Annotated in this window: 29 protein-coding genes and 1 tRNA gene; all 30 read right to left on the bottom strand. The window is 38.9% G+C overall.

The window, feature by feature from the left end; genetic code table 11:
• Positions 1 to 4: 4 nt before the first annotated feature.
• Positions 5 to 793, bottom strand: a complete 789-nt coding sequence (locus I2490_RS13330) for a hypothetical protein (protein ID WP_206460241.1) — start codon at positions 791 to 793, stop codon at positions 5 to 7.
• The gene (locus tag I2490_RS13325) at positions 793 to 2,322 is read right to left on the bottom strand and encodes a hypothetical protein (protein WP_206460240.1); all 1,530 of its coding nucleotides are present in this window, start codon (positions 2,320 to 2,322) and stop codon (positions 793 to 795) included. Before I2490_RS13325 ends, I2490_RS13330 begins: the two co-directional genes overlap by 1 nt.
• 69 nt (positions 2,323 to 2,391) lie before the next feature.
• Positions 2,392 to 2,847 (bottom strand): hypothetical protein, encoded by a 456-nt coding sequence (locus tag I2490_RS13320; RefSeq protein WP_206460239.1) that lies wholly within the window; start codon positions 2,845 to 2,847, stop codon positions 2,392 to 2,394.
• Between the two features lie 54 nt (positions 2,848 to 2,901).
• Positions 2,902 to 3,465, bottom strand: coding sequence for a Gp15 family bacteriophage protein (locus tag I2490_RS13315; protein ID WP_206460238.1), 564 nt, complete (start codon positions 3,463 to 3,465; stop codon positions 2,902 to 2,904).
• Position 3,466: 1 nt separating this feature from the next.
• Positions 3,467 to 3,913: a hypothetical protein gene (locus tag I2490_RS13310; protein WP_206460237.1), complete on the bottom strand. Its 447-nt coding sequence runs from the start codon at positions 3,911 to 3,913 to the stop codon at positions 3,467 to 3,469.
• 11 nt (positions 3,914 to 3,924) lie between these two features.
• On the bottom strand, positions 3,925 to 4,404 hold the full coding sequence (locus tag I2490_RS13305) for a hypothetical protein (RefSeq protein WP_245157186.1): 480 nt from the start codon (positions 4,402 to 4,404) through the stop codon (positions 3,925 to 3,927).
• Between the two features lie 2 nt (positions 4,405 to 4,406).
• Entirely contained in the window at positions 4,407 to 4,868 is a 462-nt protein-coding gene (locus tag I2490_RS13300; RefSeq protein WP_206460236.1) for a hypothetical protein, read from the bottom strand.
• The gene (locus I2490_RS13295; protein WP_330634656.1) at positions 4,865 to 5,290 is read right to left on the bottom strand and encodes a minor capsid protein; all 426 of its coding nucleotides are present in this window, start codon (positions 5,288 to 5,290) and stop codon (positions 4,865 to 4,867) included. The genes I2490_RS13300 and I2490_RS13295 overlap by 4 nt, the downstream gene beginning before the upstream one ends.
• Positions 5,287 to 5,679 carry a hypothetical protein gene (locus I2490_RS13290; RefSeq protein WP_206460235.1) on the bottom strand — a complete coding sequence of 131 codons (393 nt, stop codon included), beginning with the start codon at positions 5,677 to 5,679 and terminating at the stop codon, positions 5,287 to 5,289. The genes I2490_RS13295 and I2490_RS13290 overlap by 4 nt, the downstream gene beginning before the upstream one ends.
• Positions 5,679 to 6,008 carry a hypothetical protein gene (locus I2490_RS13285; protein ID WP_206460234.1) on the bottom strand — a complete coding sequence of 110 codons (330 nt, stop codon included), beginning with the start codon at positions 6,006 to 6,008 and terminating at the stop codon, positions 5,679 to 5,681. The genes I2490_RS13290 and I2490_RS13285 overlap by 1 nt, the downstream gene beginning before the upstream one ends.
• A gap of 12 nt (positions 6,009 to 6,020) precedes the next feature.
• Positions 6,021 to 6,302 (bottom strand): hypothetical protein, encoded by a 282-nt coding sequence (locus I2490_RS13280; protein ID WP_206460233.1) that lies wholly within the window; start codon positions 6,300 to 6,302, stop codon positions 6,021 to 6,023.
• 10 nt (positions 6,303 to 6,312) lie between these two features.
• Entirely contained in the window at positions 6,313 to 7,296 is a 984-nt protein-coding gene (locus I2490_RS13275; protein WP_206460232.1) for a major capsid protein, read from the bottom strand.
• 20 nt (positions 7,297 to 7,316) lie between these two features.
• A complete protein-coding gene (locus I2490_RS13270) occupies positions 7,317 to 7,895 on the bottom strand; it encodes a phage scaffolding protein (protein ID WP_245157185.1) in 579 nt (192 codons plus the stop codon).
• Between the two features lie 444 nt (positions 7,896 to 8,339).
• Positions 8,340 to 8,657 carry a hypothetical protein gene (locus I2490_RS13265; RefSeq protein ID WP_206460231.1) on the bottom strand — a complete coding sequence of 106 codons (318 nt, stop codon included), beginning with the start codon at positions 8,655 to 8,657 and terminating at the stop codon, positions 8,340 to 8,342.
• 58 nt (positions 8,658 to 8,715) lie between these two features.
• Positions 8,716 to 8,925, bottom strand: a complete 210-nt coding sequence (locus tag I2490_RS13260) for a hypothetical protein (protein ID WP_206460230.1) — start codon at positions 8,923 to 8,925, stop codon at positions 8,716 to 8,718.
• Positions 8,925 to 10,379 (bottom strand): phage minor capsid protein, encoded by a 1,455-nt coding sequence (locus I2490_RS13255; protein ID WP_280634211.1) that lies wholly within the window; start codon positions 10,377 to 10,379, stop codon positions 8,925 to 8,927. The genes I2490_RS13260 and I2490_RS13255 overlap by 1 nt, the downstream gene beginning before the upstream one ends.
• On the bottom strand, positions 10,379 to 11,836 hold the full coding sequence (locus I2490_RS13250) for a hypothetical protein (RefSeq protein WP_206460228.1): 1,458 nt from the start codon (positions 11,834 to 11,836) through the stop codon (positions 10,379 to 10,381). Before I2490_RS13250 ends, I2490_RS13255 begins: the two co-directional genes overlap by 1 nt.
• On the bottom strand, positions 11,833 to 13,185 hold the full coding sequence (locus I2490_RS13245; protein WP_206460227.1) for a PBSX family phage terminase large subunit: 1,353 nt from the start codon (positions 13,183 to 13,185) through the stop codon (positions 11,833 to 11,835). The genes I2490_RS13250 and I2490_RS13245 overlap by 4 nt, the downstream gene beginning before the upstream one ends.
• The gene (gene terS / locus I2490_RS13240; protein WP_206460226.1) at positions 13,173 to 13,898 is read right to left on the bottom strand and encodes a phage terminase small subunit; all 726 of its coding nucleotides are present in this window, start codon (positions 13,896 to 13,898) and stop codon (positions 13,173 to 13,175) included. The genes I2490_RS13245 and terS overlap by 13 nt, the downstream gene beginning before the upstream one ends.
• Before the next feature lie 662 nt (positions 13,899 to 14,560).
• Positions 14,561 to 14,636: transfer RNA gene (locus I2490_RS13235), tRNA-Met, on the bottom strand.
• A gap of 121 nt (positions 14,637 to 14,757) precedes the next feature.
• Positions 14,758 to 15,147 (bottom strand): hypothetical protein, encoded by a 390-nt coding sequence (locus tag I2490_RS13230; protein ID WP_206460225.1) that lies wholly within the window; start codon positions 15,145 to 15,147, stop codon positions 14,758 to 14,760.
• Positions 15,148 to 15,151: 4 nt separating this feature from the next.
• Positions 15,152 to 15,388 (bottom strand): hypothetical protein, encoded by a 237-nt coding sequence (locus I2490_RS13225; protein ID WP_206460224.1) that lies wholly within the window; start codon positions 15,386 to 15,388, stop codon positions 15,152 to 15,154.
• 183 nt (positions 15,389 to 15,571) lie between these two features.
• Positions 15,572 to 15,961, bottom strand: coding sequence for a hypothetical protein (locus tag I2490_RS13220; protein ID WP_206460223.1), 390 nt, complete (start codon positions 15,959 to 15,961; stop codon positions 15,572 to 15,574).
• Between the two features lie 3 nt (positions 15,962 to 15,964).
• Positions 15,965 to 16,990, bottom strand: coding sequence for a DNA-methyltransferase (locus I2490_RS13215; protein WP_209010616.1), 1,026 nt, complete (start codon positions 16,988 to 16,990; stop codon positions 15,965 to 15,967).
• A 14-nt stretch (positions 16,991 to 17,004) separates the two neighbouring features.
• Complete coding sequence (locus tag I2490_RS13210; RefSeq protein ID WP_206460222.1) at positions 17,005 to 17,811, bottom strand: DNA-methyltransferase; 807 nt, start codon at positions 17,809 to 17,811, stop codon at positions 17,005 to 17,007.
• 216 nt (positions 17,812 to 18,027) lie between these two features.
• Positions 18,028 to 18,330 (bottom strand): hypothetical protein, encoded by a 303-nt coding sequence (locus tag I2490_RS13205; RefSeq protein ID WP_206460221.1) that lies wholly within the window; start codon positions 18,328 to 18,330, stop codon positions 18,028 to 18,030.
• Positions 18,331 to 18,342: 12 nt separating this feature from the next.
• Positions 18,343 to 18,837, bottom strand: coding sequence for a RusA family crossover junction endodeoxyribonuclease (locus tag I2490_RS13200; protein WP_330634655.1), 495 nt, complete (start codon positions 18,835 to 18,837; stop codon positions 18,343 to 18,345).
• 236 nt (positions 18,838 to 19,073) lie between these two features.
• A complete protein-coding gene (locus I2490_RS13195; RefSeq protein ID WP_206460220.1) occupies positions 19,074 to 21,296 on the bottom strand; it encodes an AAA family ATPase in 2,223 nt (740 codons plus the stop codon).
• Positions 21,290 to 22,879 (bottom strand): DEAD/DEAH box helicase, encoded by a 1,590-nt coding sequence (locus I2490_RS13190; RefSeq protein WP_206460219.1) that lies wholly within the window; start codon positions 22,877 to 22,879, stop codon positions 21,290 to 21,292. Before I2490_RS13190 ends, I2490_RS13195 begins: the two co-directional genes overlap by 7 nt.
• A complete protein-coding gene (locus I2490_RS13185; protein ID WP_206460218.1) occupies positions 22,879 to 23,379 on the bottom strand; it encodes a DUF669 domain-containing protein in 501 nt (166 codons plus the stop codon). The genes I2490_RS13190 and I2490_RS13185 overlap by 1 nt, the downstream gene beginning before the upstream one ends.
• Position 23,380 lies beyond the last annotated feature (1 nt).

Raw genomic sequence — 23,380 nt, 5'->3', positions numbered from 1 at the left:
ATGCTCACCTCCTTGCTGGTGCCATTGCCATGAACTCTATTTCAAGACCGCTCCATTTTTTAATATCACTATTTATAAATGTCAAATTATCTCTTGCTTGTGTGACGTAAGCATTAAAGGTTAATGTGCCTTGTCCGTATGGTATCGTTAATACGTGACTATCAACAGGAGCAGTAAGGGCATAGTATAATCGATCGTATTGTTCAATGTCTTCCTGCTCAATCTGCATAGAGTAATTGTAATAGGTACCGATGATTTCACGATTCATAACACCCGACTTTGACCGTCCTGAATTATTTGTTTCTAAGACCTGTCCTCTGCGCTCCAATTTGTCCACAGAGCAGTCAAATCCAACTCCATCAATAGTAAATATTTGATTTCCAGTTCCCACACCTAAAGTCCAATTTTCACCGCAATATCGTTGTGGTTCAATTGAATTCACGGAAAACATTAGCTTATCCCATATATTTTTACCACCTATGTGAGATATGTTATCACTGACATTTTTAATATACGCATCAAATTCAAGCTGTCCTTGTCCGAAAGGTACATTAATAGGGTAACTCTCTACCGGTGCGGTTAAAACCTCATACAGAGCATCATATGCCGCCACATTTTCAAGTTTTTGACCAATCTCAAGAGTGTAATTGTATATAGTACCCGTTACATCACGTATTACATTCCCATTTCTCAGCTTGCCAGCATTGTCACCAGATAAAATAGACGCTTCACGCTGCAATGACACAACGGAAACGTCATAATCTACATTATTTATTGTAAAGATGCTATTCATTAAGTCAGCCCCTTTATTAATCTAACACCGCGCCTTGATGATTCTCCTTCGTTATATGGTGTTGTGGCTCTGGCTAATTCATGTCCATCCAGTTCTAAGATGACCGTTGCATTACCGCCTCCTGTGCCGCCTCTTCGGGCAAGTACATTATCAACCGCTTGCTCAATAGTAGAGAGTGGTGCTTCGATATTTGTTCCATATTTCTGATCACCTAAGACCGCTAAAAACTCTCCGTTTGGTGGTATTACTGCACCAGTTGCAAGACGAGGGACACTACGCGTAGAAGGTCTACTTTCGCTTGATTTTTTCGCTGATGCTTCTGCAATTTTTATTGATGCTATCATCGCCGCGATACTCGCAGCAATGATTAATCCAGCTGCTCCCATAGATGATGCTGTAGTGAATGCGCCCATAGCAATTGCTGCTCCAAACGCAACTGCTGTAAGAGCCTCTAATATAATAATAACTTGACTAATGGTATCAAATCCACTTATAACATCCATTAATTTGCTCCACATATTAGCTAATAAAAGTATTGCTCCAGCCACTAATGCTGCTTTTAAAGCCACTGGAGCCATCGCGATATTGAACCCATTTAAAGCAGCCGAAAGACCTACAACCAAGCCTGAAATATTCTTTACTGCAAGATAGGTCGTTAAAGATGCAAGAAACGCTATCAATGTATCCATGAACGCTTTAGTAGTTTCGGGGTTTTTTTGCATCATTTCAGTCAAACCTCCAAGTGCATTTGTAAGTCCTTGAAGTATACCCGTAACGTTATTGAGCAAATCCGCACCTACTGATTCTTGAAATCTAGCCCAAGTAGCTTTTAAGTTTTCAACCGAAGTTGCCCATTGATCAGATTCTCTTTTTGCTTGTCCAACGGCACCGTTTAATTCAAAAACTTCGTTGACTTTGTCCAATAATAACCATTGCTTTTCCGCTTCCGTCAGTTTATCCCATGATTTACCGTATACTTCGTTTGCTTTAGTGCTCATTTGAGATGCTGTAGTAAAAACTTTAATAGCATCGCCAGCTTCGAAATTGCCTTTTAAAAAACTCGATAGACTTGCCGATGCATTTTCAAGTGACATATCATAAAACGCTGCTGCATCTGCTGCAAGCGTTGTAGCTTTATTTGTTCCTTCCAACGCTTTTTGAGCATCCAATCCTGCGCCTTTAAGCTGAGCGCCGAAAGAACTGAATGATTTTTTTAATAGATCAACGTGAATGCCAAGTTCCTCAGACTGCTGATTGATAGATTTCATTGCAGCTTCGCCTTCCGATTCCTTGAATATCTGTTCAAACTGTGCATCCATAGCTTGTAATTCTGCGGCAGTTTCAATAATGGATAAACCAAAATTTTTGATAACATTAACACTAAATGCCGCTATAATAGCATCGCCTAATCTCCCGAATGATTTACTTAGTTTTTGGGTTTCTTTATTAATATCCGTCATCCCGTTTTCGAAACCCTTCGTATCTGTTTTTGTATCAAATATCAATGACCCTGCTATTGTTCCAGCCATTCAAAACCTCCTTTATGTATTAAAAAAACACCCCATTAGGAGTGCTTTGATTATTAAAATATTACATATTTATTCTGGCAATATGTCAGCAGAGAGTGTTCCGTACCATCCTCCATCTTTTGCACCTCTATAAATAACATATACATATTTACCTGGTGAAATGCGCGCAGTAAACTCTTCTGGTGTTTCTGTACTGCCGATAATACAAACACCGTTTTCGTTTTTCTTTAGTTCATAAATTGATTTATAATATGTTTTAGTCACAAAAATTTCCCATGCCTTATTTGGTTTTCCCTCTACGGTATTTTTGCTATAAAAGTGATAAGTTCCTGCTTTAAATGTATCACCATCGTATGGAGCATCAACAGCAAAACAATATGGATCTTCGGATGACCACGAAAATATATTCTCTGTTTTGGGTATCGACCTAAAATAGATCAAACATGCAAACAATATGGCTGTAGCCAAAAAACATATGCCCAGCTTTTTGAAATCAACTTCTGGTTTATTTATTTGATTATCCATATTCTACCTCCCATATTGACTAAATATTACCACACAAAAACAGCACATACAATATCATCCAAGCAAATTATTAAACCTTTCAAGTGCTGCCTGTTCTTCCGGTGTGAGTACGATATTATTTTTTAGCTCTGCAATCTCCATGTTTTCGCTCCACCATTCTTTATCATATTTACTTTGCTTGCCTTGTTTTTTTAGCTTGCGTTGGTGAATAAGAGTGGAAAACATACAGTCTTTGCATTCCATCAAAGCAGATGTAAAGTCCCACCAGTGCAAATAATCAACACTCCTACATGATATACTAAGCGTCCTATCTACTGCAGATATGATGTATTTTGAATCTTGCTCCCATGAATACAAGCGACCATAGCTGGATTCTTTTAGATCACCTTGCGATTCTCCGCCGTTTAAAAACCATAAAGCCTTATCAATGGCTTCTTCAAAATGTTCGATGGGTATATCTTTTACATACAGAATTCCAAGCATTGCAACGAGCTTTTCGGCACTTGTAAGATCGTTATTTTCAAATACCTGCATAATACCAAAGCAAGGGCGAAAATCGCTGTTTATCTCACGCTCCTCGCCCCCAACATTTAAAGTTTTAGGTAATGTCATAAACATACTATTTCACCTGCGGCTTATATTTTTTGATAATATCATCAACCTTTTGACTGCGTTTTTTATTTTCGGATTCAATAATTGGTGTTAACGCCATCAAAAAGTTAACAAAAATACAATTTCCGCTTTCTGTAATTGCAGTTACACACATATCGCCAAAGGCCATATCTGATACCCCAACCCCAAAGGTAGTATCTAATTCATTTCTGAGTAATGCATCAAGTTCTAAGTTAAGTTTATTCTTCAATTTCACTTTTTCCATCTTCTTTTTTTCAGACGACAAAATTTTATCGCATTCAGAAGAAAGTTCCTCTAACTTTTGATTGGCAGTTGTAACGAGGTTTAAAAATTTACTCACGACGTTTTCATCCGTAGGATTGAACCGTAAAATTTTATTTGGGTCACCCTGTATCGCAAGCTCAATTGTACCTGTCTCAAATTTAATATTCATTCATATCCTCCTTATAGCGCCGTAAATGCCTTTGTGGCCGGATTAAACGTACCTTTTACACGACTTCCGGTAAAATGCAAGTTAAATGGAATCTGGAAGCCTTCGGTATTACCGCCATATGATGTGACTTCCACAATTACATTTTCTTTGTAAGCCGGGTATGCCCCGGTGGTTTCTGTGCCAAATACATCTACATGGATTACATCGGTCTTCAGATCATCCAATGTCTTTTCCTCATCAATAATACCCTTTAAAAATGTAAACAGCGCCGTTCCCGAATCTGCTTTATACGGTGAAACACTGGCGGTTTTCTCATAACGGTCAATGCTGATACTGTTTTCTCCGAGTATGTTTGATTTTTTATTTACATTTGCACCCATTTCAACGCTTAAGTCTTCTAGGTCTTCGCCTAGCACTTCATAAGTGGCAGCCTCGCCAGAGGGTGTACAATTAATAAACGTCTTAAACAACTCTCGTTTTATTTTTGCCATATTTATCGCTCCTTTCTATACTTAAGCTTTATTTGTACCTGATAAAGACTAACATTATCTTCTAGCTCAAATAAAATTATGTTAGCAACTGACAAATTTTCGGCCTTATATTTTGCAGGAAGTAACGGATAATTTTCAGCCTCATCCTGTTCCTCTAGCCACTCGAATAGGCTTTCCATAAAACTATAATTATCCTGCCGATCTACCTCGTCTGCTGATGCTTCTTTTGCATAAAAAACATAATCATTTTCATACGTCTTGTTTCCAAGAATATCAGTTTTTGTACGACTATTTCCTACAGGCTGCAAAGCATAACTGCAAGCTTCTTCTTCAGTTCTATCCGTTAATACTTTTCCGATCACTTTCAAGGACTGTCCAGTTTCGGTTTCTTCAATCTTGACCTCCTGCAGCTCCATCCCGCTATAAGTTGTTAAGTAGTCTTGAACTGATTTTATAATACTCATTTCATTTCCTTTCCGGCTATCTTTGCAGCACCGTTTAATATCTGGTCTTTCTTATCCGCTTTCATTCTTTCAAACCAAAATGCACCACGTTTTGGTGCCCCGTGGAAGGTCAAATCTCTGTCTATGAGCTTCTTTGGTGCTCTGCCGACCATTACTTTGCCATAGTAATCATACCTTGCATACGGTCCATTATAAACGACTTCACCACTTCCAATCTCAGTACCAAGTATACCAAGTTTTTCAAGCATTCCAGATTGCTTCGGAAGATATGGAGCGGATAACCTTAAAACCTCACTGTCAATATACTTTTGAGTCACACTAAACGCATTTTCAGCTTTCGAATCAAAGTTTGTATTCCAAACAAGCTTAACCGTTCCAGCTTTGGTTTTTATAACCGTACCTCGTGGAGTTTGTATTTTCACTTGCCACTCACTTCCCAGTGGTCCATATCTGATCCAAATTTCCTGGTGTCAATATTGTTTATTGTCAGCACATCATCGTATAACTTAGACAACTCACTACCACTTTTGACAACCTCATATTCGATTTCACCAAGGATAACAATGTCTTTAGGCTGTAATGTCCAATGACCGGTTTTATCCGTTAATTTCTCCCATTCCCTTGGTTTTAGATAGGCTTTCTCTTTATCAGAGGCAAGAGGAATAATGAGCTGTAGCTCATCCGCTGATGATACACCAGTCTTACGAACTACAGCCCCTTTGGAGGAATTCCAGATTACACCTTCGATTACAGTTCGGTGATAATGTTCATCTTTGTCTCGATTGTAAATTGTAACTGTATGAGGAAACATCAGCACCACCTCACAGTCTTTACGAGATCGCCTAAATATAATTGAGCTGCTTCAAGCAATCTCGCACTATCCGTTTTAATAGTCTTTTGATAAGACTTAGACCAAGGCCCCACTGATTGACTAACAACGTCACCACCTTGTTCATTTATTTGCCACGCTTCAGCTACAGCACAAGCAGCCATCTTGACATTTTCGGTCACAACAGTTATAGTGCCGCACATTCTTTCAATGTAGCTGCTTGCTCTTAATATAAACCTGTCAAAGTCTGATTCGGGTATGGAATTACCCTTATAAGTACCTGTATAAAACGTGTAATCAGCATACACCATACCCTAAACCTCCTATTTCTGTTCTGAAAACGCTATGATAGCCGCTTTCTTTTCTTCTTTGTTACTGCATCCTGAAATGTCTGCTCCGATTTCAGCAGCATAAGCTTCCAATTCTTCAACGGTCATTTTTCCGATTGGTTTCTTGTCGGTTTTCTCATCTTGGATCACTTCGAATCCTCTTCCTTCCAACCATCTTGCCACTGTTTCGTTTTCTGTCTCTGCTTTTCCATCAATAAAATGGACACCCGCAATTTCACGGGTGTATTCTTCGTTGGGTGCTATAATCTTAAACATATCATCCCTCCTATACTACTTTGATGTTTCTAAGTACACCTGCTGCTCTTGTTTTCTTCAAGGCTGTTGCAGCGACCATTTCCACGTCACCAGCTTTAACCGCTCCTGCAGTCTTAAAGTCTGGTAAAGTAGTATTAATCAACTTGCCACCTAAAGGAGAAGCTGCATGGAATCCATCGAGAGCAAATCTTGTAGCATAAAGGTCTGTTAACCCGGTTACTGTAGTTGTATCATGAACTCTGGATACAATCGGAACGATAGGTTTTGTTGTGGTACCATCGTAATAATAATCCAAATCAACAAACTTAATATTGTTGTAAGAATCAACTTGTTTACCGAAAGCATCCTCTGACTGAGTAAGATACCCAGCACGTCTTGCACATGCTTTAAGCTTTGTGATTAACTTGCTGTTGCCCATGAGCATTCCAGGCATTCCATCAAGTTCAGCAAGAAATTCATCCATCAAATCCAAAACCACTTTATAATTTGTATCCACTGCATTCGCTGTAGATAAATCGATTGCTTTCTCTGCCCCCGCATTGATTTCAGTGGATGATCCTGCAAGCATAACGTCTAATCCATCAAAACCTTTTACCGCCTTATCACCGTTGATTACGGCATTATGGAATAGATTGATGGTTGCCTTGATTTTCTCTTGTAACTGGAAATTAACTTCATCAACCGCACCAGAAGTATTCGCGATAACTCTATCAATCTTGAATTCTCCACCAAAGATTTTCAATTCAACGGACTTATTTTGTCTGTCCGCTTCACCGGATGTATATTCACTGTTAATATCTCTAAAATCAGCCGTTGCTGGTGTTTTTAACTGTGTATAACCATACACTAATGTTGACCCACCTGTACCCGGTGATACAGAATCGTCAAATGTAAGAGCATCCATTAAAAGAGATCCTCTTCTGAATTCATCGATCACCATCTGATCGACCTTGTCGGCCATACCGACCTTTGCCTGTGCTAATGTTACAGCCATAATTTATTACCTCCTAAATTTTATTTGTATGCATCCGCTAAAGCACCACGTAGCGTTGTAGGCTCTTTGCCTCCACCTTGTCCATGCTCGCCACCACTGTTGACTATAACGGATGAATCGTTGCTGTTTGTAAATAAATTTGGAGTAGATTCTTTGAGCGGTTTAAGAATTTCATCTAGTCCTACAACTTTACCTTCACTATTAAAAGTAAACTTATCAACCCCACCCTGCTTAAAGATTAGGTATTCAGGATCTACAGCTCCATTCGATTTGAGAGCCTCTTTCAGCTTGTATTCTTTCTTTATGGATTCCGCTTTTTCCTTTTCTGCCTGAATGTCCGTGTTGTATCTGGTTTCCCACTCAGAAGCCTTTGTTTTTAACTCTTCTACATTCACGCCATCAAACTTTTTAATGTCCGCTTGCAGTCCTGTAATGGTTTCATTGGCTTTAGTGAGTTCGCTATCTTTGGCAGTTGTTTTTGCCTTTTCGGTTTCAATATCTTTGCCGTTTTCGGCCATGATATCGTCAATCGCTTTCTTCACTACGTCATCAGCCAATCCTGATTCCTTAAATAAGGTTTCTAAAAATTCTCGTTTCATCTATTCCCTTTCTCGGCTACGCGTTTTACGAGGTTGCATCTCTGCCGTCCTGTATTGTTACGCCCACAGGTTAGGCGAATTTTTGATATAAAAAATAAGCCTGTTTAATGTCTGTGCTTACGACAATAAATTTTTACAATATTCTAATATCTTTTTGTTCAAGAAGTATTTACCATCTATTTCTATTTATATGTGGTATAATTTTAATATCAGATTAAATCTTAAAGCAAAGTAAAAGGAGGATGGTACAAATGGGTATTAAACCAGGCGAGTCGGCTCCAAAATCTGGACAATATGAAGTTGTCGGTCCAAGAGGCGGTCGTACCGGTAAAGAAGTAACTTTACCTAAAGGACATACAGCCCCACCTACACAAAGCCTGGCCAGTCTTATATCATGGTTGATCCAACAAAAAACAAGTCTGGCAAGTAACGCTCATGCCCCAGTCAGTTCCTTGGCTGGGGCTTTGCATTGAATATTTCAGGATTATCCTTAATAAAGGCATGAATTGCAAACGAAAGCGTACGAATAACGGTCTCATCATCTTGATCAAGCCCAGCATGAAACATGAGACCATGAAGAACCTCATGAATAAAAATATAATCTTTGTAATCCTGCGAGAATCCTTCATCATTTTTTATACGAATCTTTGTATCCGTGTATGATATTTCACCCTGGACACAACTGTTGCTTTCGCATGGCCTGTTAACCCATTCAACAACATATTCACTACCACCAATTTTTACTTTTTTAGGTATATTCATAATTACTCCTCCCCAAAATGAGTATAAAAATACCGCTTAGCATCATTGCCTTGCGGTATTATTGTTCTCCTAAGATATCCATAATGCTTTCGCATATCTGTCCGATTTTATTCGCTTCGTCATTTTCTATACCACGATAAGCAAAATAATCTGATACCTTTTCATCAATCTTAAAATATTCATCATCAGAAAGGTCTTTTTCAACATTGAAATCAAAACCAATCTGATTCAGTAACTCAAGCTGTTCTTTATTAAATTTTAACTTCACTATTTATGACCTCCTTTAAGTTTATTTCTCAGTTTATTGGATGTTTTCCATGTAGTAATAAGATTTCCTGTTTCGGGATTAATTTGGACTCTTGCTTTTTCCCCGAAGAACTCTTGACTGACTCCATTATCTTTTGCTTTTATTTTACCAACTTTCATAGGATTTATCAACGCATCCTGAACATCTTTCGCCGAAACATTACGTCCTATACACCTTTCTCCAAAATGCTTTGATACTGCAGTAACTTTTATACCCGTTGGTGTTACAACTCCTATAACGCTTTGGTATGAATTAATCTTTCTTGTTACTACCGAAACCTTCCCTGCCTGCTTCTTGCTGAACTCAGCAATCTGCGAACGTTCATTTTGCAATTTAAGACCAGTTTGTTTTAAGAAGTCATTTTGCACCCTATTCCACTGAGAAACCTTCGCCGCCGCTTCATCTGTTGGAAGTCCTGCAGCTTCCATGCCCACATACTCACGTTTCCAACGACGAATCTGACGTTCTATGTGCCGCTGCTTCTGCGATGCCTCATATTCGGTCATATTATTGCCATTATATTCGTATTTTAGGGCGTTCATTTCTTCCAACTCTTTTTTAGTATTTACAGGTTCGGATACACCTTCAAAGAATGGATAAAAATTGTGCCGACAGTTCCAACCACAAAGACCTTCCCCTGTTCCATATCCAGTAGAAGAAACAAAATCAGGGTATTTCGGATGTTTACCTGAACGACTAAATATTTTCCCTTGCCATTCAGCATGGTCCGGTCTTGCTCCAGCATGAGCCGTTGTTTCGACTAAATCGCCCCCCATTTCATCCGCACGAGCCTCTTGAAGTTTGGCAGCCGTCTGGTTTACCCCCGTTACGGTTGCCCTTCTTACAGCCACTTCCATATAGTCTACATGCCCGGAAGGATACTGGATTGTTGCGACACCTTTCGATGCTAAATCCTTTATAGCCATTCGGATTGAACTGTTATAATCGAAAGCACTCGTGGTAATTTGCATATAAACTCTATCCAACATATTTTCAAACTGCTTTGTAGCTGTATTAGCTGTTGTTTTTGCGAGATTTCTAAATAACCCCTGTGTTTTTTCAATCCCAGTCGCCAATACGGTTTGAAGTTTAGGTGATGCTGATAATGGTTTGGGACTTAATCCGGCTGATTTGTAAATCGCATCATCAGTCTTTAAAGCTTCAGCTCCGGCATCTTTCATAAGCTGCTCTATTTGACTATTGGATATCCCTGTTGTGTATGACAGCCTTTTGATTATCTCGTCGTGTAGCAGTCCCATCTCCCTAGCTTTAATATACTGCCATTGAGCTGCAGGAATAAAATAATCGTATGTAGTAATACGTCTTGCCATATCTATAATGATGTCAGTTTCAGCCTTGCTGTACAACACCACCAGATTATCCGGTAATTTGTCCAATTGTTTTGGTGTAAGCATTACTCACCACCACCAAATAAACCGTCATTAGACTCCTGAACAACCATCTCCTTTGCTTTCTCTTCATCTTCGCCATACCACTTAACCCGGTACTCCCATTTTTGCTTAAGGCCGTCTCTAACTTCCTGCTGATCACGGATTCGTTCCGACTCTTTATCAATGACATAAGAATCATCAAAGGTTATTGTAACGAGTGCATCGGGATTTACTGGCTGATTTAAGATTGTTTTACCAACCCATAAAATGGAGCATACAAGCGATTTTAACGCATCCTTGATATTGATATAGTGTTTGCTTGCGTTTTGGATAAGCTCTTGCTTATCTCCCATGTATTGAGTGGCTGTGACGATATTTCCGGCGTTAAACTGATAATGCTTAGTACCAAGACCGCATTTGAACGAAAGGTAATCTAATTGTCCTTGGATGCCGTCTTTATTTTCGGCGACTCTTAAAGATGGGTTAAACTCATGGATTAGATTGTTTTTTCCGTCTTTGTCGATAAATTCATCACCAAATCGGACAAATAGTTGTTGAGCTACATCATCCGGTGTTATAACTTTACCTTCTGAATCTCTTTGTGTAAGTGACTCATTCAGGAACACTTTTTTTCCACCAAGCTTGAAATCACGATTAAAATTGTTATAAGCAAGATCAACGCCTTCAAGGTTATCAATTGCATTTGCATATACTGAAGTCCCCAATCCTATGTATTCATCAATGTTGTTCACAATGTTCGGTTTGATAATTGAAAACAAAGGTACATTTTCCCCGGTTCTGAAAGATTTTAGCATTCCCTCCGGGAGCGAACATTCTGTAAGTGATTCACCGGAGGCATCTTCCTTAAAGTATTGATTTGTAATTACATATCCATCGCTTTCAAGTATATGTGTTTCTATGTATATAAATTTCTCACCACGATTTAAAACCTCAGACACAAAAGCAACATCAATAATCTGTCCTTGCTTTACTGTAAGTGGAATAATATTGATAGCTGGAAGGTACTCTATTCTAATGCTTGAGTTACTGTCCCCGGTAACTTTATTTCCTAAAAGCTTTACTTTATTAAACCTAAGAACAAACGCTCCTGTGCCAGAATAAAAAGCCTTCTCCACAAGCTCATTTGCTTTTGTCCAAAATAGATTATCGTTTAAAACACCGCCAGCTTCTTCTTCCTTGCCAAGAACAAATAGAGAACTGCTTTTGTCATCAATGATAATCTCTGTCTTTTCGTTTAGAAGAATCGAAGCCCAATCCTCGCAAACTTTCTTTGCCATTTTCAAAGTGTATAGTTTGCGGTCGATTACAGTCCCGTCACCAACAATCTCTTTAAAGCTGTGAAATGGTTTATAATACCCTTTCCACCAATCCCACCAGACAATAATGTTATCGTAATAATCGGCAGAAATATTATAGCCACGTTCTTTATTTAAGTAATTTATCACTGTAGTAATGTTCAATTTCTCACCCCTTCCGGAAGTAGTTTTTTCATGAAGCGTTCCCAAGAATATTCCCACGCATCCAAGATATCTATATCACTGCTGAAATTATCCAGTCTCACATCTTTTCCTTGCTCTGCTGCTTTTGCATCCCATACAGCACCTTGAAGTCCCGCAGAAAGACGTGTGCAATCCTCATGGATTATCATGCGCCCAGTATTTAATAGTGTATTTCCACAATAAATACGTTGAACAATTTCATTCTTAGATGAATCTCCAATTTGAATATTAATCCCAGCTTTTCTGCAAGCTTTCACAAGGCCATTAATAAGATACTGTGCTTCACTGTCAGCGAAACAATAACGAATCGGAATGTTTGGATATTCCTTTTGTAATATCTGATAAAAAGAAATAAACTCCTGATTCACTTTATCAGAATCAATATCTCCTTTTTTGCCTTTGATGTTGTGGTCCTTCAGTGCCGTTACTTTTGTAAATCTCCTATGAAAAGCAGATGCAACAAAGGTAGTCAATGAACGATTGCCACCAAAGTCGATACCGATCGTAATAAATTCAATATCAGAGCAATACTTTTTCTTTTCCGCATCATCTTTGAATTTAAGTGTATATGCTTCGGGTTTATCTGCGAATTGTCCGTATATAACCCCCTCGGCAGCAACCCACAAACCCAAAATAAACCGCTTAAAGAATACCCCGGTATACATGGACCTATAACGCTCTTTGATTTTCTCGGAAAGTGATAGGTTATCGTCCATTGTGAAATGAAGATATACCAGGGCTTTTTCCTTTGCTTTGTCAATCCATTCTTTTTTAAACCAATGAGACGGATTAGAGGGATTGCAGTTAAACCAAAACTTTGAACCTTCTACTGAGCAACGCCCTGTAGCTTGATTAACAAATGATTCAGGCATCAATGCAACTTCATCAAAAAAGACCCCGGCCAGAGTAATCCCCTGGATAAGGTCCTGTGAACGTTCATCCTTGCCACCAAAGATATAAAAGTAATTCGTAGCGCCTTTGCGAGTAACTTCTAGCAGATTATCTGCTCTATGATCTTTCCATTTGTACCCTCGTGACCAAAGCATTAACTTAAGCACAGTCAGTACATTTCTCCGGAAGGATCCAATTGTCTTGCCACACATAGCAAAGTTTTCTTCACCAAATGTATCCATTGCCCACATAATAAAAGACAGTGCCATCGACACCGTCTTACCGGAACGGATTGCTCCGTCTGCTATGATTCCATCTTTATCATGTACTGGTGAATTCGGAAGCCACCATGTAAGAATTTTAAGCTGCTTATTTGAAAAAGGCTTGAACTTAAATATAGCGCGTTTTATTCTTGCCATACTTCATCAACCTTTCCGGAAAGAGCTTTCATGAATCCATCATCTTCTTTTTCATCTTTCGAATCATCGCCCTTTATCTTTGCAGTATTTGCTTTCAAGTTCTCAATACGCTGCTTCTGTTCCTCGGAAGCAAGGTCCCAGTTCTTGTGTAGCAGTTCATCATATTGCTTAATCATGGATCGTAACTCTGATTGGGCTCTTGCCTGTGCTTTTAGGAAATTTCCCTGTTTATCCCATGCTTGCTGCACTTCCCATTTTTCAGAACTTCCAGTATCGCTGTATCCTTCTCCGATTTTAGTCGTAGTAATATCATACTGATCTTTCACGTACATAATCTGTTGTGCTCGAACAATAGCTGCATAAGCGATCTGAATCTGATTCCACAATACATCCAATGGATCCTTTGGCATTTGGTCTATAATTTCCAAAGTTTCAGCTGGAAGCCACTTAGAGAAGAATCCATGCTTTTCTGCGTTTTTGTTTTCAGGAGGAGCTCCACCATCAACTGCGTTTTTATTACCTTTAGGCGCACCACTTTTATTCCGAACGCTCGTTTTCTTTTCCGAACGTTCGCTATTCCATTTATAAGAACTTTTCCATCGACGGACAGTTCCTTCCGGTATATCAAGTTCTTTTGAAATATCTATTAATCTCATGCCTTGCAAGAACAAGGCTTCTGCCTCGACGGCTTTCGGATTTTTCGCCTTTGGCATCACCTCACCTCACTTAATTGTTTGTTTTGGGTAAAAGAAAAGAACCACCGTGATGATGGTTCTAAGGTTTAATCTAAGTTACTATTTATGAATCCTACTACATTTCCTATGTTACTTAATTTATCTTCTAGCCAATTTGTATTATCCGCTATACTAGAAGTATTGCTATTAACGCTAGATATGCCACTTTCTATTTCATCTAGCTTTCTAAGTATCATTTCCAGCAATTCCACAATTCTATCAATGTGTTAGCTTTTCCGTCGGCCCTTTCCTGCAGCGTAGTATATGCAAATCAGAAGCCAAGCTATTGACTCAAGAAATCTATTTATTACTTTCACACTTACCTCCAACTCCAAACGATACATTATTAACATCATGTGCGAACTGGAAACGATAGACGTGTATTTGGGGTAATACAACATTAGCTAATCCGCACATAATTAAAAACAGCCCCAATATCTCTACTGTAGCTGTCTTTTGTCTGAAATATTTGACGCGCATTATTCCGATGCGGTTTCACTCCTGGATACCAGACCGTGGGTGTTGTCCTCAACGCTTTGCATTTAACGCTGGCTCATGCTCACATATTGCGTCATACTGTCTTGCGCATATGTTTCTAAGTAGTTTATTGGGACGGATGAAACATATAAACGGTAGTCCCTTGGATGCAGGAATCGGATTCGAACCGATATAACCAAGCTTATGAGGCTTGTGAGTTACCAGTACTCTACCCTGCCATAACCCTCCCTTTCGGGAGGTAAGGAGAAAAGTCTACGATGTCTCATGGACTTATCTTTTCGTTTAAGCCTATTCGACTTATTAACATTTTACCACCAATAAAAGGTGAATTGGTTGAAAGTTACTTCTCTTCAAGAATTTTATTTATTTTCTTGGTTATGGTAGATTTGTCATAGCCAAGCTCGGAAGCTATTTGCTTATTTGTCATACCGTTTCTACATTTAAGCCTCAATATCGTCCTCATTTCTGCATCTCTAACCGAATCAAGCCAATCCTCCATTTCGAAAAGTGTATCTTGCAACTCACCCAGTTTACGCTCCAATTTACGCCTTAATCTATGCCCTTTGTCTTCATCGAGTCCCGTAATAACCATAGTCCGCTTTATGTAAGGATAATCCACCATCGAACCCGTCACACTATCTTTAGTCATGGGTAGGTTCTGTAAGTCCTCTTGGATAACTTTGATTTCGCTTTTCAACCCTTTAATTTGCTCCAAATCACTTTTTGTCAATACGCTACACCTCCAATCTATGCTCCTGTGCATACTTCATAGCTTGCAGTTTCCCATATGTAAGCCCCATTTCACGAGCCTGAGCATTTAATTCGACTAAATTAGATTTCTGCTTCTTAGAACTACACTTCTCTCTATCCCGTTTCTGCCTATTCTTTATTTTGCATTCAGTGGAACAATATATCACTCCGTTTTGCCTTGTGTTAAATTTTAGACCGCATACAGGGCATTTTTTAATCATTTCACGACCTCCGTTCTATCCGGTCACGCTTGTCTCTGTAATAACTCCTACTCTCATTCAGTCCTACCTTACTGGCTCTGATTATCTCTTTCTCGGTGTTTACTTTGTCCTTGAATAATTTGTATGTACCGCATGTAATATGACATCCTAAATGCCGATTCTCACAGTTATAGCACGGTGATTTCATTGGGTATCACGCTCCTTCAACGCCGCTTCGGCAGCTTCTTTTGTTGCATAAAGCCCGTCATCTGATTCAAGTCCAACAAGATGTTCTACTGGTATAAATGGCTCACTTAGCACAACTTCACCTTTTTTACACCTTGGGAAGCAATCCAATCCTGTAACTGCATTGCAGTTTTCGCAGTCCGGTCCGATAAAATAAATCAGTTCTCCCGGTTTACACGGCAGCAGAGGACGAAGACCAGAGTCTATTTCTTGTTTTAGTTGTGATAACTCTTCCATGTATGTGAGTACACTACTTAAAAATCCCTTGCACACTTTTATCTCTTCGGGTCCACTCGTTTGAGCAATTCCCTTTTTTAAATTTTCGATTCTCTCATTCAATCTTTCCATTGGTTACCTCCCTAACACCATTTGCACATTTGATACACGCCGTTCTGATAATCCTACATAATCGGGATTCAAATCAATTCCGACGAAATTCCGGTTATTTTCGAGAGCCACTTGGCCAACAGTTCCGGAACCTATAAATGGATCAATCACTATTCCCCCTGCAGAACATCCGGCCAGTATGCACGGTTTGATTAAATCCGGTGGAAATGTAGCAAAGTGAGCTTCTTTAAATTGCGCCGTAGCTACTGTCCATACACTACGCTTGTTTCTTAGTCCGTCATGATTCGGTTTATTGCCGTGCGTCTCATTTTCTTTTGACGAACTATTTTCAAAACTATTTCCTTGCGTATAAGTTCCACCACCCCGAAATGTTTTTCGGTTACCTTTCTGTCGTAACCGTGAGTTCGGTTTAAATGTTCCTTTACTACCTGCAGGTAATTGGTTGTTTGTGCCAACACAAGGCTCTTTTATTGCTTCCGCATCGTGGTAATAACGACGTGATTTACTGAGTAAAAATATATACTCGTGTGCTTTTGTACATCTATCCTTAACGCTCTCCGGCATACAGTTCGGTTTATGCCAAATTATATCTTGGCGCAAATACCAACCATCCGCACGAAGAGCAAATGCGAGCATCCACGGAATACCAATAAGGTCTTTTGGTTTGAGTCCGTCCGGTGTTTTTAAAACCACTTTGCTTTTACCTAACATCCCTTTATTGGTACCTTGTTTATATTTGGCCGCATTTTCCGGGTAATTTGCAGAGCCTTTACCACTCCCTGCGTAACTATCCGCAATATTTAGCCACAATGTGCCGTCGTCTTTAAGAATTCTTTTTACTTCCCGAAATACCTCTACCAATCTATCTATGTATTCTTCCGGTGTTTCTTCGAGTCCGATTTGGCCGTCCACACCATAATCACGTAAGCAGTAATATGGCGGCGATGTAACACAACAATTTATAGATTGAGGCGGAAATGTTTTTAATACGGTTAAACTATCACCGCAATAAATTTTATTTAGTTCCAATTTCTCACCTCTCCCTAAATCATGCTTATCTGCTCGTATGTTTCTACATTTGACAGCATTTCGTTTTTAGCCTTGTTGTAGAAGTCTTTCGATATTTCAAAGCCATAACTATTTCTATTCAGTTCCATGCACGCCCTTAGTGTTGTTGCACTGCCAGCGCACGGATCTATTACAACGTCGCCCTCGTCTGTAAATATTTCAATTAGTTCTTTCAATATTGTCACCGGCTTTTGTGTCGGATGAATTTTAGGGTATACTTTTGGATTGTCTTTTTTCCACTCGAACCAATTTAAAATCATTTTTCCCGTTCCTCTAATTGGCTTGCCGTCTACTCCTATTTGTCTGCCGTTGTTAAACTTCGGTAACTTGTCACGATATAAAACTACTGCATACTCTGTAGCTCCGACTATTCGCATATTGGCTTTTAAGGCTTGCCCCGACGACTTTTTAATAAAAAATATTGGATAACTTTTATTAAATCCATGCTTTTTACCGTATGCCTCAACTATCGGTATTTGTTGGAAGGAACAGAACACAATCATGGCTGGTGCTTTTCCTTTTTCTTTCGGCTCCGGTTTTAGGAGTCTGCTACAAAAGTGCATATATTCAGCTATGTTAAAATTATAGTCAGTGTTAAATGCTGCCTTTTTAGCAAATTTACTTTCTCCATTTTTATTGTCTCCACCTTTGTACCACATAGGGTTTGAGCCATAAAAGTTGGTCCCAAGATTATACGGTATATCCGCTATTACTAGCTGTGCCTTTGGTATTCCATACCTTTTGAAATTTTGAAAATTATCATTAATTAATTCTGTTTTCATAATACATTTTGGAGTAAAGACGTCTTTAATGCGGCCGCAAACCTCTTACTCCTTTCTGTTGATGTAATTGATTTCTAATAAATCTTAAATCACGTTCGTTTCTATAACTTCTAAATTCTGATTCGATACGTCTAGCTTCTTTTATTCGCTCTAAACGCTTCCTTTTCAGCCGTTTTATGTGATAGTTCCAAAGAGCGGACTTTATTTCTGTGTGGCTCATTTTGCACCGCCTATCTTATCAATTGTACGCTGTATCTTGTACTCTTTAACTGCATCAATGTCAGATTGATTAATACCATGCAGATACTTAATCTGCTCGATCATAATTTCAACGTCTGCAATTTCCTCAATAAGATTTTCTCGCTTCTCACTACCCCAATATTTTTGATAGTGTGCAATCGCAACGGCAAGTTCATTAAGTTCTTCTATTGCTTTATTGGATTGCTTCTCACAGCCATAATAGTCCGCTATGTACTTAATTCGGTTGTCCGGTGCATCGAACAAATAAGCCGAATCCATTTCTTTTATCTATCATCTTTCTACCTCCGATAGTTCTTCAATCTTTATATAAATCCCTGGTAGTACCGCCCAAAACTTTTCAACTATCTCTGATGCCACTAGAGCATCATCCGTCCAGTAGCCCAAATCAGTCATAACATCCTTAAGCATCTTTTGCAGGTTATCTGTATCTGGTTTAGTCGTCTTATAAGAACCGTCTGGGTGTTTCCCTTTTGGAAAGCACCACTTTACGATTAGCCTAACTGCATTAGTATATTTTTTCTTCGGTACATGCTTAGAAAGATGCCCTTGTAGTTTTGCTCTAACTGCTGCCAGTTCAGGCGGCTCATAAAAAACAGGCTTACCATTTACCACTCTCACCTTTTTCATCTGATGAGTTTTAGTTGGTGGTTTCATCGGAAGGAAGAACTCAGTTTGCGTTTTGGGACTTACCTGACAAGATTTCATCCCATCACATTTAGAACATTCCTCTTCCCAGTAGTCATACTGGTGTTTACAATTTATCATTTTCATTTATCCCATAATTTTACATTTCTATTTTCTTGAAGGAAAAATTATTTTAGTCATGGTTAATGGGAAGGAGTCGTCGTGCGTAAGCTGTCGCACGACTACTTTCCCACATGACGAGCAGAGCGAGGGAAAGAAAAATATTTATATATTTATATATAGTGTTTTTTTCTTCCCTCGGGAAAAAAGTTGGGAAAGAAAATAACATGTTTTTTTCTCTGTGGGAAAGGGAAAATCTACGTTTTTTTCTTTCCCACTTCTGCCCCGTCAATCCAAAATCCTCCGTGCTCTTTTATCCTATTTCTTACAGTTTTTTCAGTTACTCCCATGTATTCTGCAAGGTCTTGTACTGTAATTTGCTCATTAATACTGCAAGCTTCATAAGCATTTTCAAGTGACATTCTGCGTTCTTTTTCCTTAACTTCCTTCGGCTTTCTCTTTTCTATCGCCCGCTGCCAAGGTGCTTTTACACTATCTAATTCCACATCTTTTAAGCTACCAATAATGTCAATGTGATGAACTGGATAATCAAACCATAAGTTGACTGGAGAGAACTTTGGAAATTCTCTTAATGTCCCGTCAATTCTCCATGCAGTACGTTGTTTGACGGTCTTTCTAGCTTGTGAAATCGCATCATTAAGACCTTTATGTTGATCCCCCACAAGATACTTGTCACAGGCTAAAATCATTGCCTTTTCTGAGCACATATCGTCTTGTGACACATGCTCTTCCCATGTGTTAGAAAACCTGTCCAGATAATCAATACAAACCGCACAAACCGCTTTATTTTCTTCCTGTTTTAGTAGATCCTCAGTTAAATCTAGTTCAATAAGGTCAAGCAGGGCATCTGGATCTCGCGCAAATACTCCGGATCCCGAAGCTCTATCCATGCTTCTTTTTTGCCCTTGTGTACCTTTACTATGATGATGGCAATAAATCACCGCACAGCCTAACTCCGTACAAACTCTATCAAACTGATTACAGAAATGAGCCATCTGATCAGCGCTGTTCTCATCCCCGGTAATAACCTTGTAAATTGGATCTATAATTATTGCTATGTAGTCCTTTTTCTGCGCTCTTCTTATTAGTTTTGGAGCCAGTTTATCCATTGGAATGGATTTACCTCTTAGATTCCAAATATCGATGTTAGACAGGTTATCAGGCTCCCATTTTAAAGCTTCATACACGTCCTTAAATCTATGCAGACAACTTGCTCTATCCAATTCAAGATTTACGTACATAACTTTACCTTGCGTACATTTCCAGCTTAACCATTGCTTTCCTTCTGCAATCCCTATTGTAAGCTCAATAAGTGCGTATGACTTTCCCGCTTTGGATGGACCAGCAAGCAGCATCTTGTGACCTTGGCGCAATACATTATTGATAAGAGGTGGCGACAATTGAGGTAAATTGTCCCATACCGACTCCATACTTTCCGGCTCCGGTAAATCATCATTAACTCCTTCAATCCATTCGTACCATTCGTTCCAAGTTTCCTTACCAATGTTGGTATCGATAAGGAATTGCTTATGCTCATTTCTTGTAACTCCAGGCATCCTGGATAAACGAGAAGGATTCCTATTTTGTGTATCAATTTTAAGCCCATTTTTTTGACAAACATTATAAAGGTAATCTACACGTTTACGATACTCATCATAATTTGCTGCGTCTGTTCTTACGATTGCATGAATACTTTTCCCTCCACTGTAGACAAGGCAAGCCACCGGTAATTCCAATTCACGAATTATGGCATTTTGCTTGTCTAATTCAAGATTATCTGATTCCACAAGAGCGTACCTATAATCCGTTACATTCTCATTTTTTACGCCTTTTCCATCAAGAGGATTAAATCTTATCCATGCACCTACTTCTGACTTATAATCACCAAGAACCGCTCCAATATCTCCATTGCACTTATTTAATTGTTCAATAAGCTGCCCAGCAGTTCGGTCGCAACACCCCTTAGATGGAAAGTATTTTCCGTCTTTTTCCCAGCTATCAGTTACATAACCAACATTTTCAGATGCTTCAAATAAGATTTCCAGATACCGAACGAGATCATTAACTGGATTCCATTTTTCCGGTTCAATAATATCTCTACCTTCAATCCAATTTTTATCTACTGCTACAAGTTCTTCTTTTGTTCCTATAATATCGTTCCAATCTAATTCGTGACCGGAATCTTTCTCTGGTTGCCAGCCATGATCAAGTGCCATCTGTACAATGGTACCTGCTGTAATGGGATTTGGAGTACCTCGGAAACTTTCCCATTTACGAAAGCATTCTCCTTTATGGTATCGGTGCACATCTCTACAACTCCAATTATCCCAATCAGAGGCGGTATATCCCGCCTCCTTCAACCCCATACCTACATTTATCCATTCTTGATAATCAAGATCTGCCGGGTTAATATGATTTAATATTTCAAGTAAATTATCATTATCGTATTTTGTTACCATATGCTTACCTCTGGTTTATATTCATAAGGATTAATGTCATGGGGTACTCGCCATCCATTAGCTGCAATACGGTCAATAAGATTCTTTGCGTGGTCAAATGGCCATACACCAACGTGCTGAAAACCTCTTCCTTCTAAAAATCTAATCTGCTTTGGAGTAGTTAACCCTTCTGTTCTGCGTTTATCAAGGCGGTCAAGAATTTTTGCAGCCTTACCCGCATTTTCAATTTCATCGGGTAAAATTCCGAGTTTTCCAAGCGTTTTGATTTGTTTGTCAGAAGGTGGACTCATTTCCCATCCAAACGCTGGTACATAATTAGCTAAGTCTTCAGCTTGTATACTCATTTCAAATTGAAGTGGATCAACAAGCTTTCTCTTTCTATTTTTCATTTCTTGAAGTTTTTTGGCCAAAGCTTCCTCGCGCTGAGCTACTACATCTTCTGCTGCTTGTTTTTCAGCTTCTTCAATATCAACAGGACATCCAGCTTTTTCAATATTCTCTGTCATTTTCTTAGCTACTTCTTCATTTTCACAAATTAAGCTTGCCGGATGACAAAGCTCATGTCTTTCTGTATGCCACAGGAAATCTAGAAGTAATAAATTATCTTTTCCCGGATGTAATCTCGTACCACGACCTACCATCTGACAATAAAGACTGCGTACTTTTGTTGGTCTTAAAACTACGATACAGTCAACGCTTGGACAATCCCATCCTTCTGTTAAAAGCATAGAATTGCATAATACGTTGTATTTGCCTACATCAAAGTTTTCAAGTATCTCCGCTCTGTCCTTACTGTCACCATTTACTTCTGTTGCAGAAAATCCTTTTGAATTTAATATTTGAGTAAATTTCTGACTAGTCTTAATAAGAGGCAGAAATACAACGGTTTTACGATCCATACAATATTTCGCCATTTCATCGGCTATCTGATATAGATAAGGATCCAATGCAGTTCCAACATCCCCTGCTTTAAAATCCCCCGATTGCATTCCTACTCCAGTAAGGTCTAACTTTAATGGAATTGTCTGTGCTTTAATAGGAGCTAGATATCCCTCTTTAATTGCTTTTGGTAATGTATACTCGTAAGCAAGAGATTGAAAATATTGGCCTAGGTTTTTCATATCGCCTCTATCGGGCGTTGCTGTTACTCCTAGTACCTTTGCATCAAAATGATTTAAAACTCGTTGATAGCTATCAGAAAGTACATGGTGTGCCTCATCTACAATGATTGTGTCAAAATAGTCTTTTGGAAATTGCCTTAGCCTCTTTTCTCTCATTAGAGATTGCACAGATCCAACAACTACTCTAAACCAGCTTCCAAGACAACTTTCTTCTGCTTTTTCAGTTGCACACATGAGCCCTGTAGATTTTACTAATTTATCTGCTGCTTGATCAAGAAGTTCTCCCCGGTGAGCAAGCACCAAAGCCCGCTCACCTGCTTTCACTTGATCTTCAATAATCTTACTAAATACTATTGTTTTTCCACATCCAGTAGGCAGCACTAAAAGAGTTATTCTGTTGCCGTTCGCCCACTCGTTATGTACTGCTTCTCTGGCTTCGTTCTGATAAGGTCTAAGCTCCATTAAAATGTCCCTGGTTGAAATGTTGCTTGCTGAGTGGGCGATTTTTCAGCAGGTTCATAAAATTTCTTAATCTCGTTAGAAGAATACTCTTCTCCGCTGTCTTTATTTTTCCATTTTCTAATACCAATCTTGCATCTTCCTTTTGAACCCGGTACCGAATTCCAATTCATAGAAAGCTTTTCACCCTTCTTGCGTTGACCTATCCCTGCAAAGAATGCGCAAAGCATTCCCTCTGTTTTTGTATGTAGGAATAAATTATGTTTGATTGTGGTACTGCCTTCTTTTCCAGTTACTTTAATATGAACAACTGCCTTATTGCACGGCGGAAGTTTTTCACTCCCGCTGTGTCTCGCACGCTCAAAAGTTACAACTTCAAAATCATAGTCACCTTCCGGTAATAACACAAAATCAGGTCCATCATTTTGAATTTCATCATCCCAACCAAGTTCACGATCATTATCTTCATAAAATCCTTCAGGTAAATTATTATTATTTGTCATT

It is taken from the genome of Anaerovorax sp. IOR16 (assembly GCF_017168145.1).
In the GTDB taxonomy this organism is placed as follows: domain Bacteria; phylum Bacillota; class Clostridia; order Peptostreptococcales; family Anaerovoracaceae; genus IOR16.
This window is presented reverse-complemented; position numbering and strand designations above follow the sequence as displayed.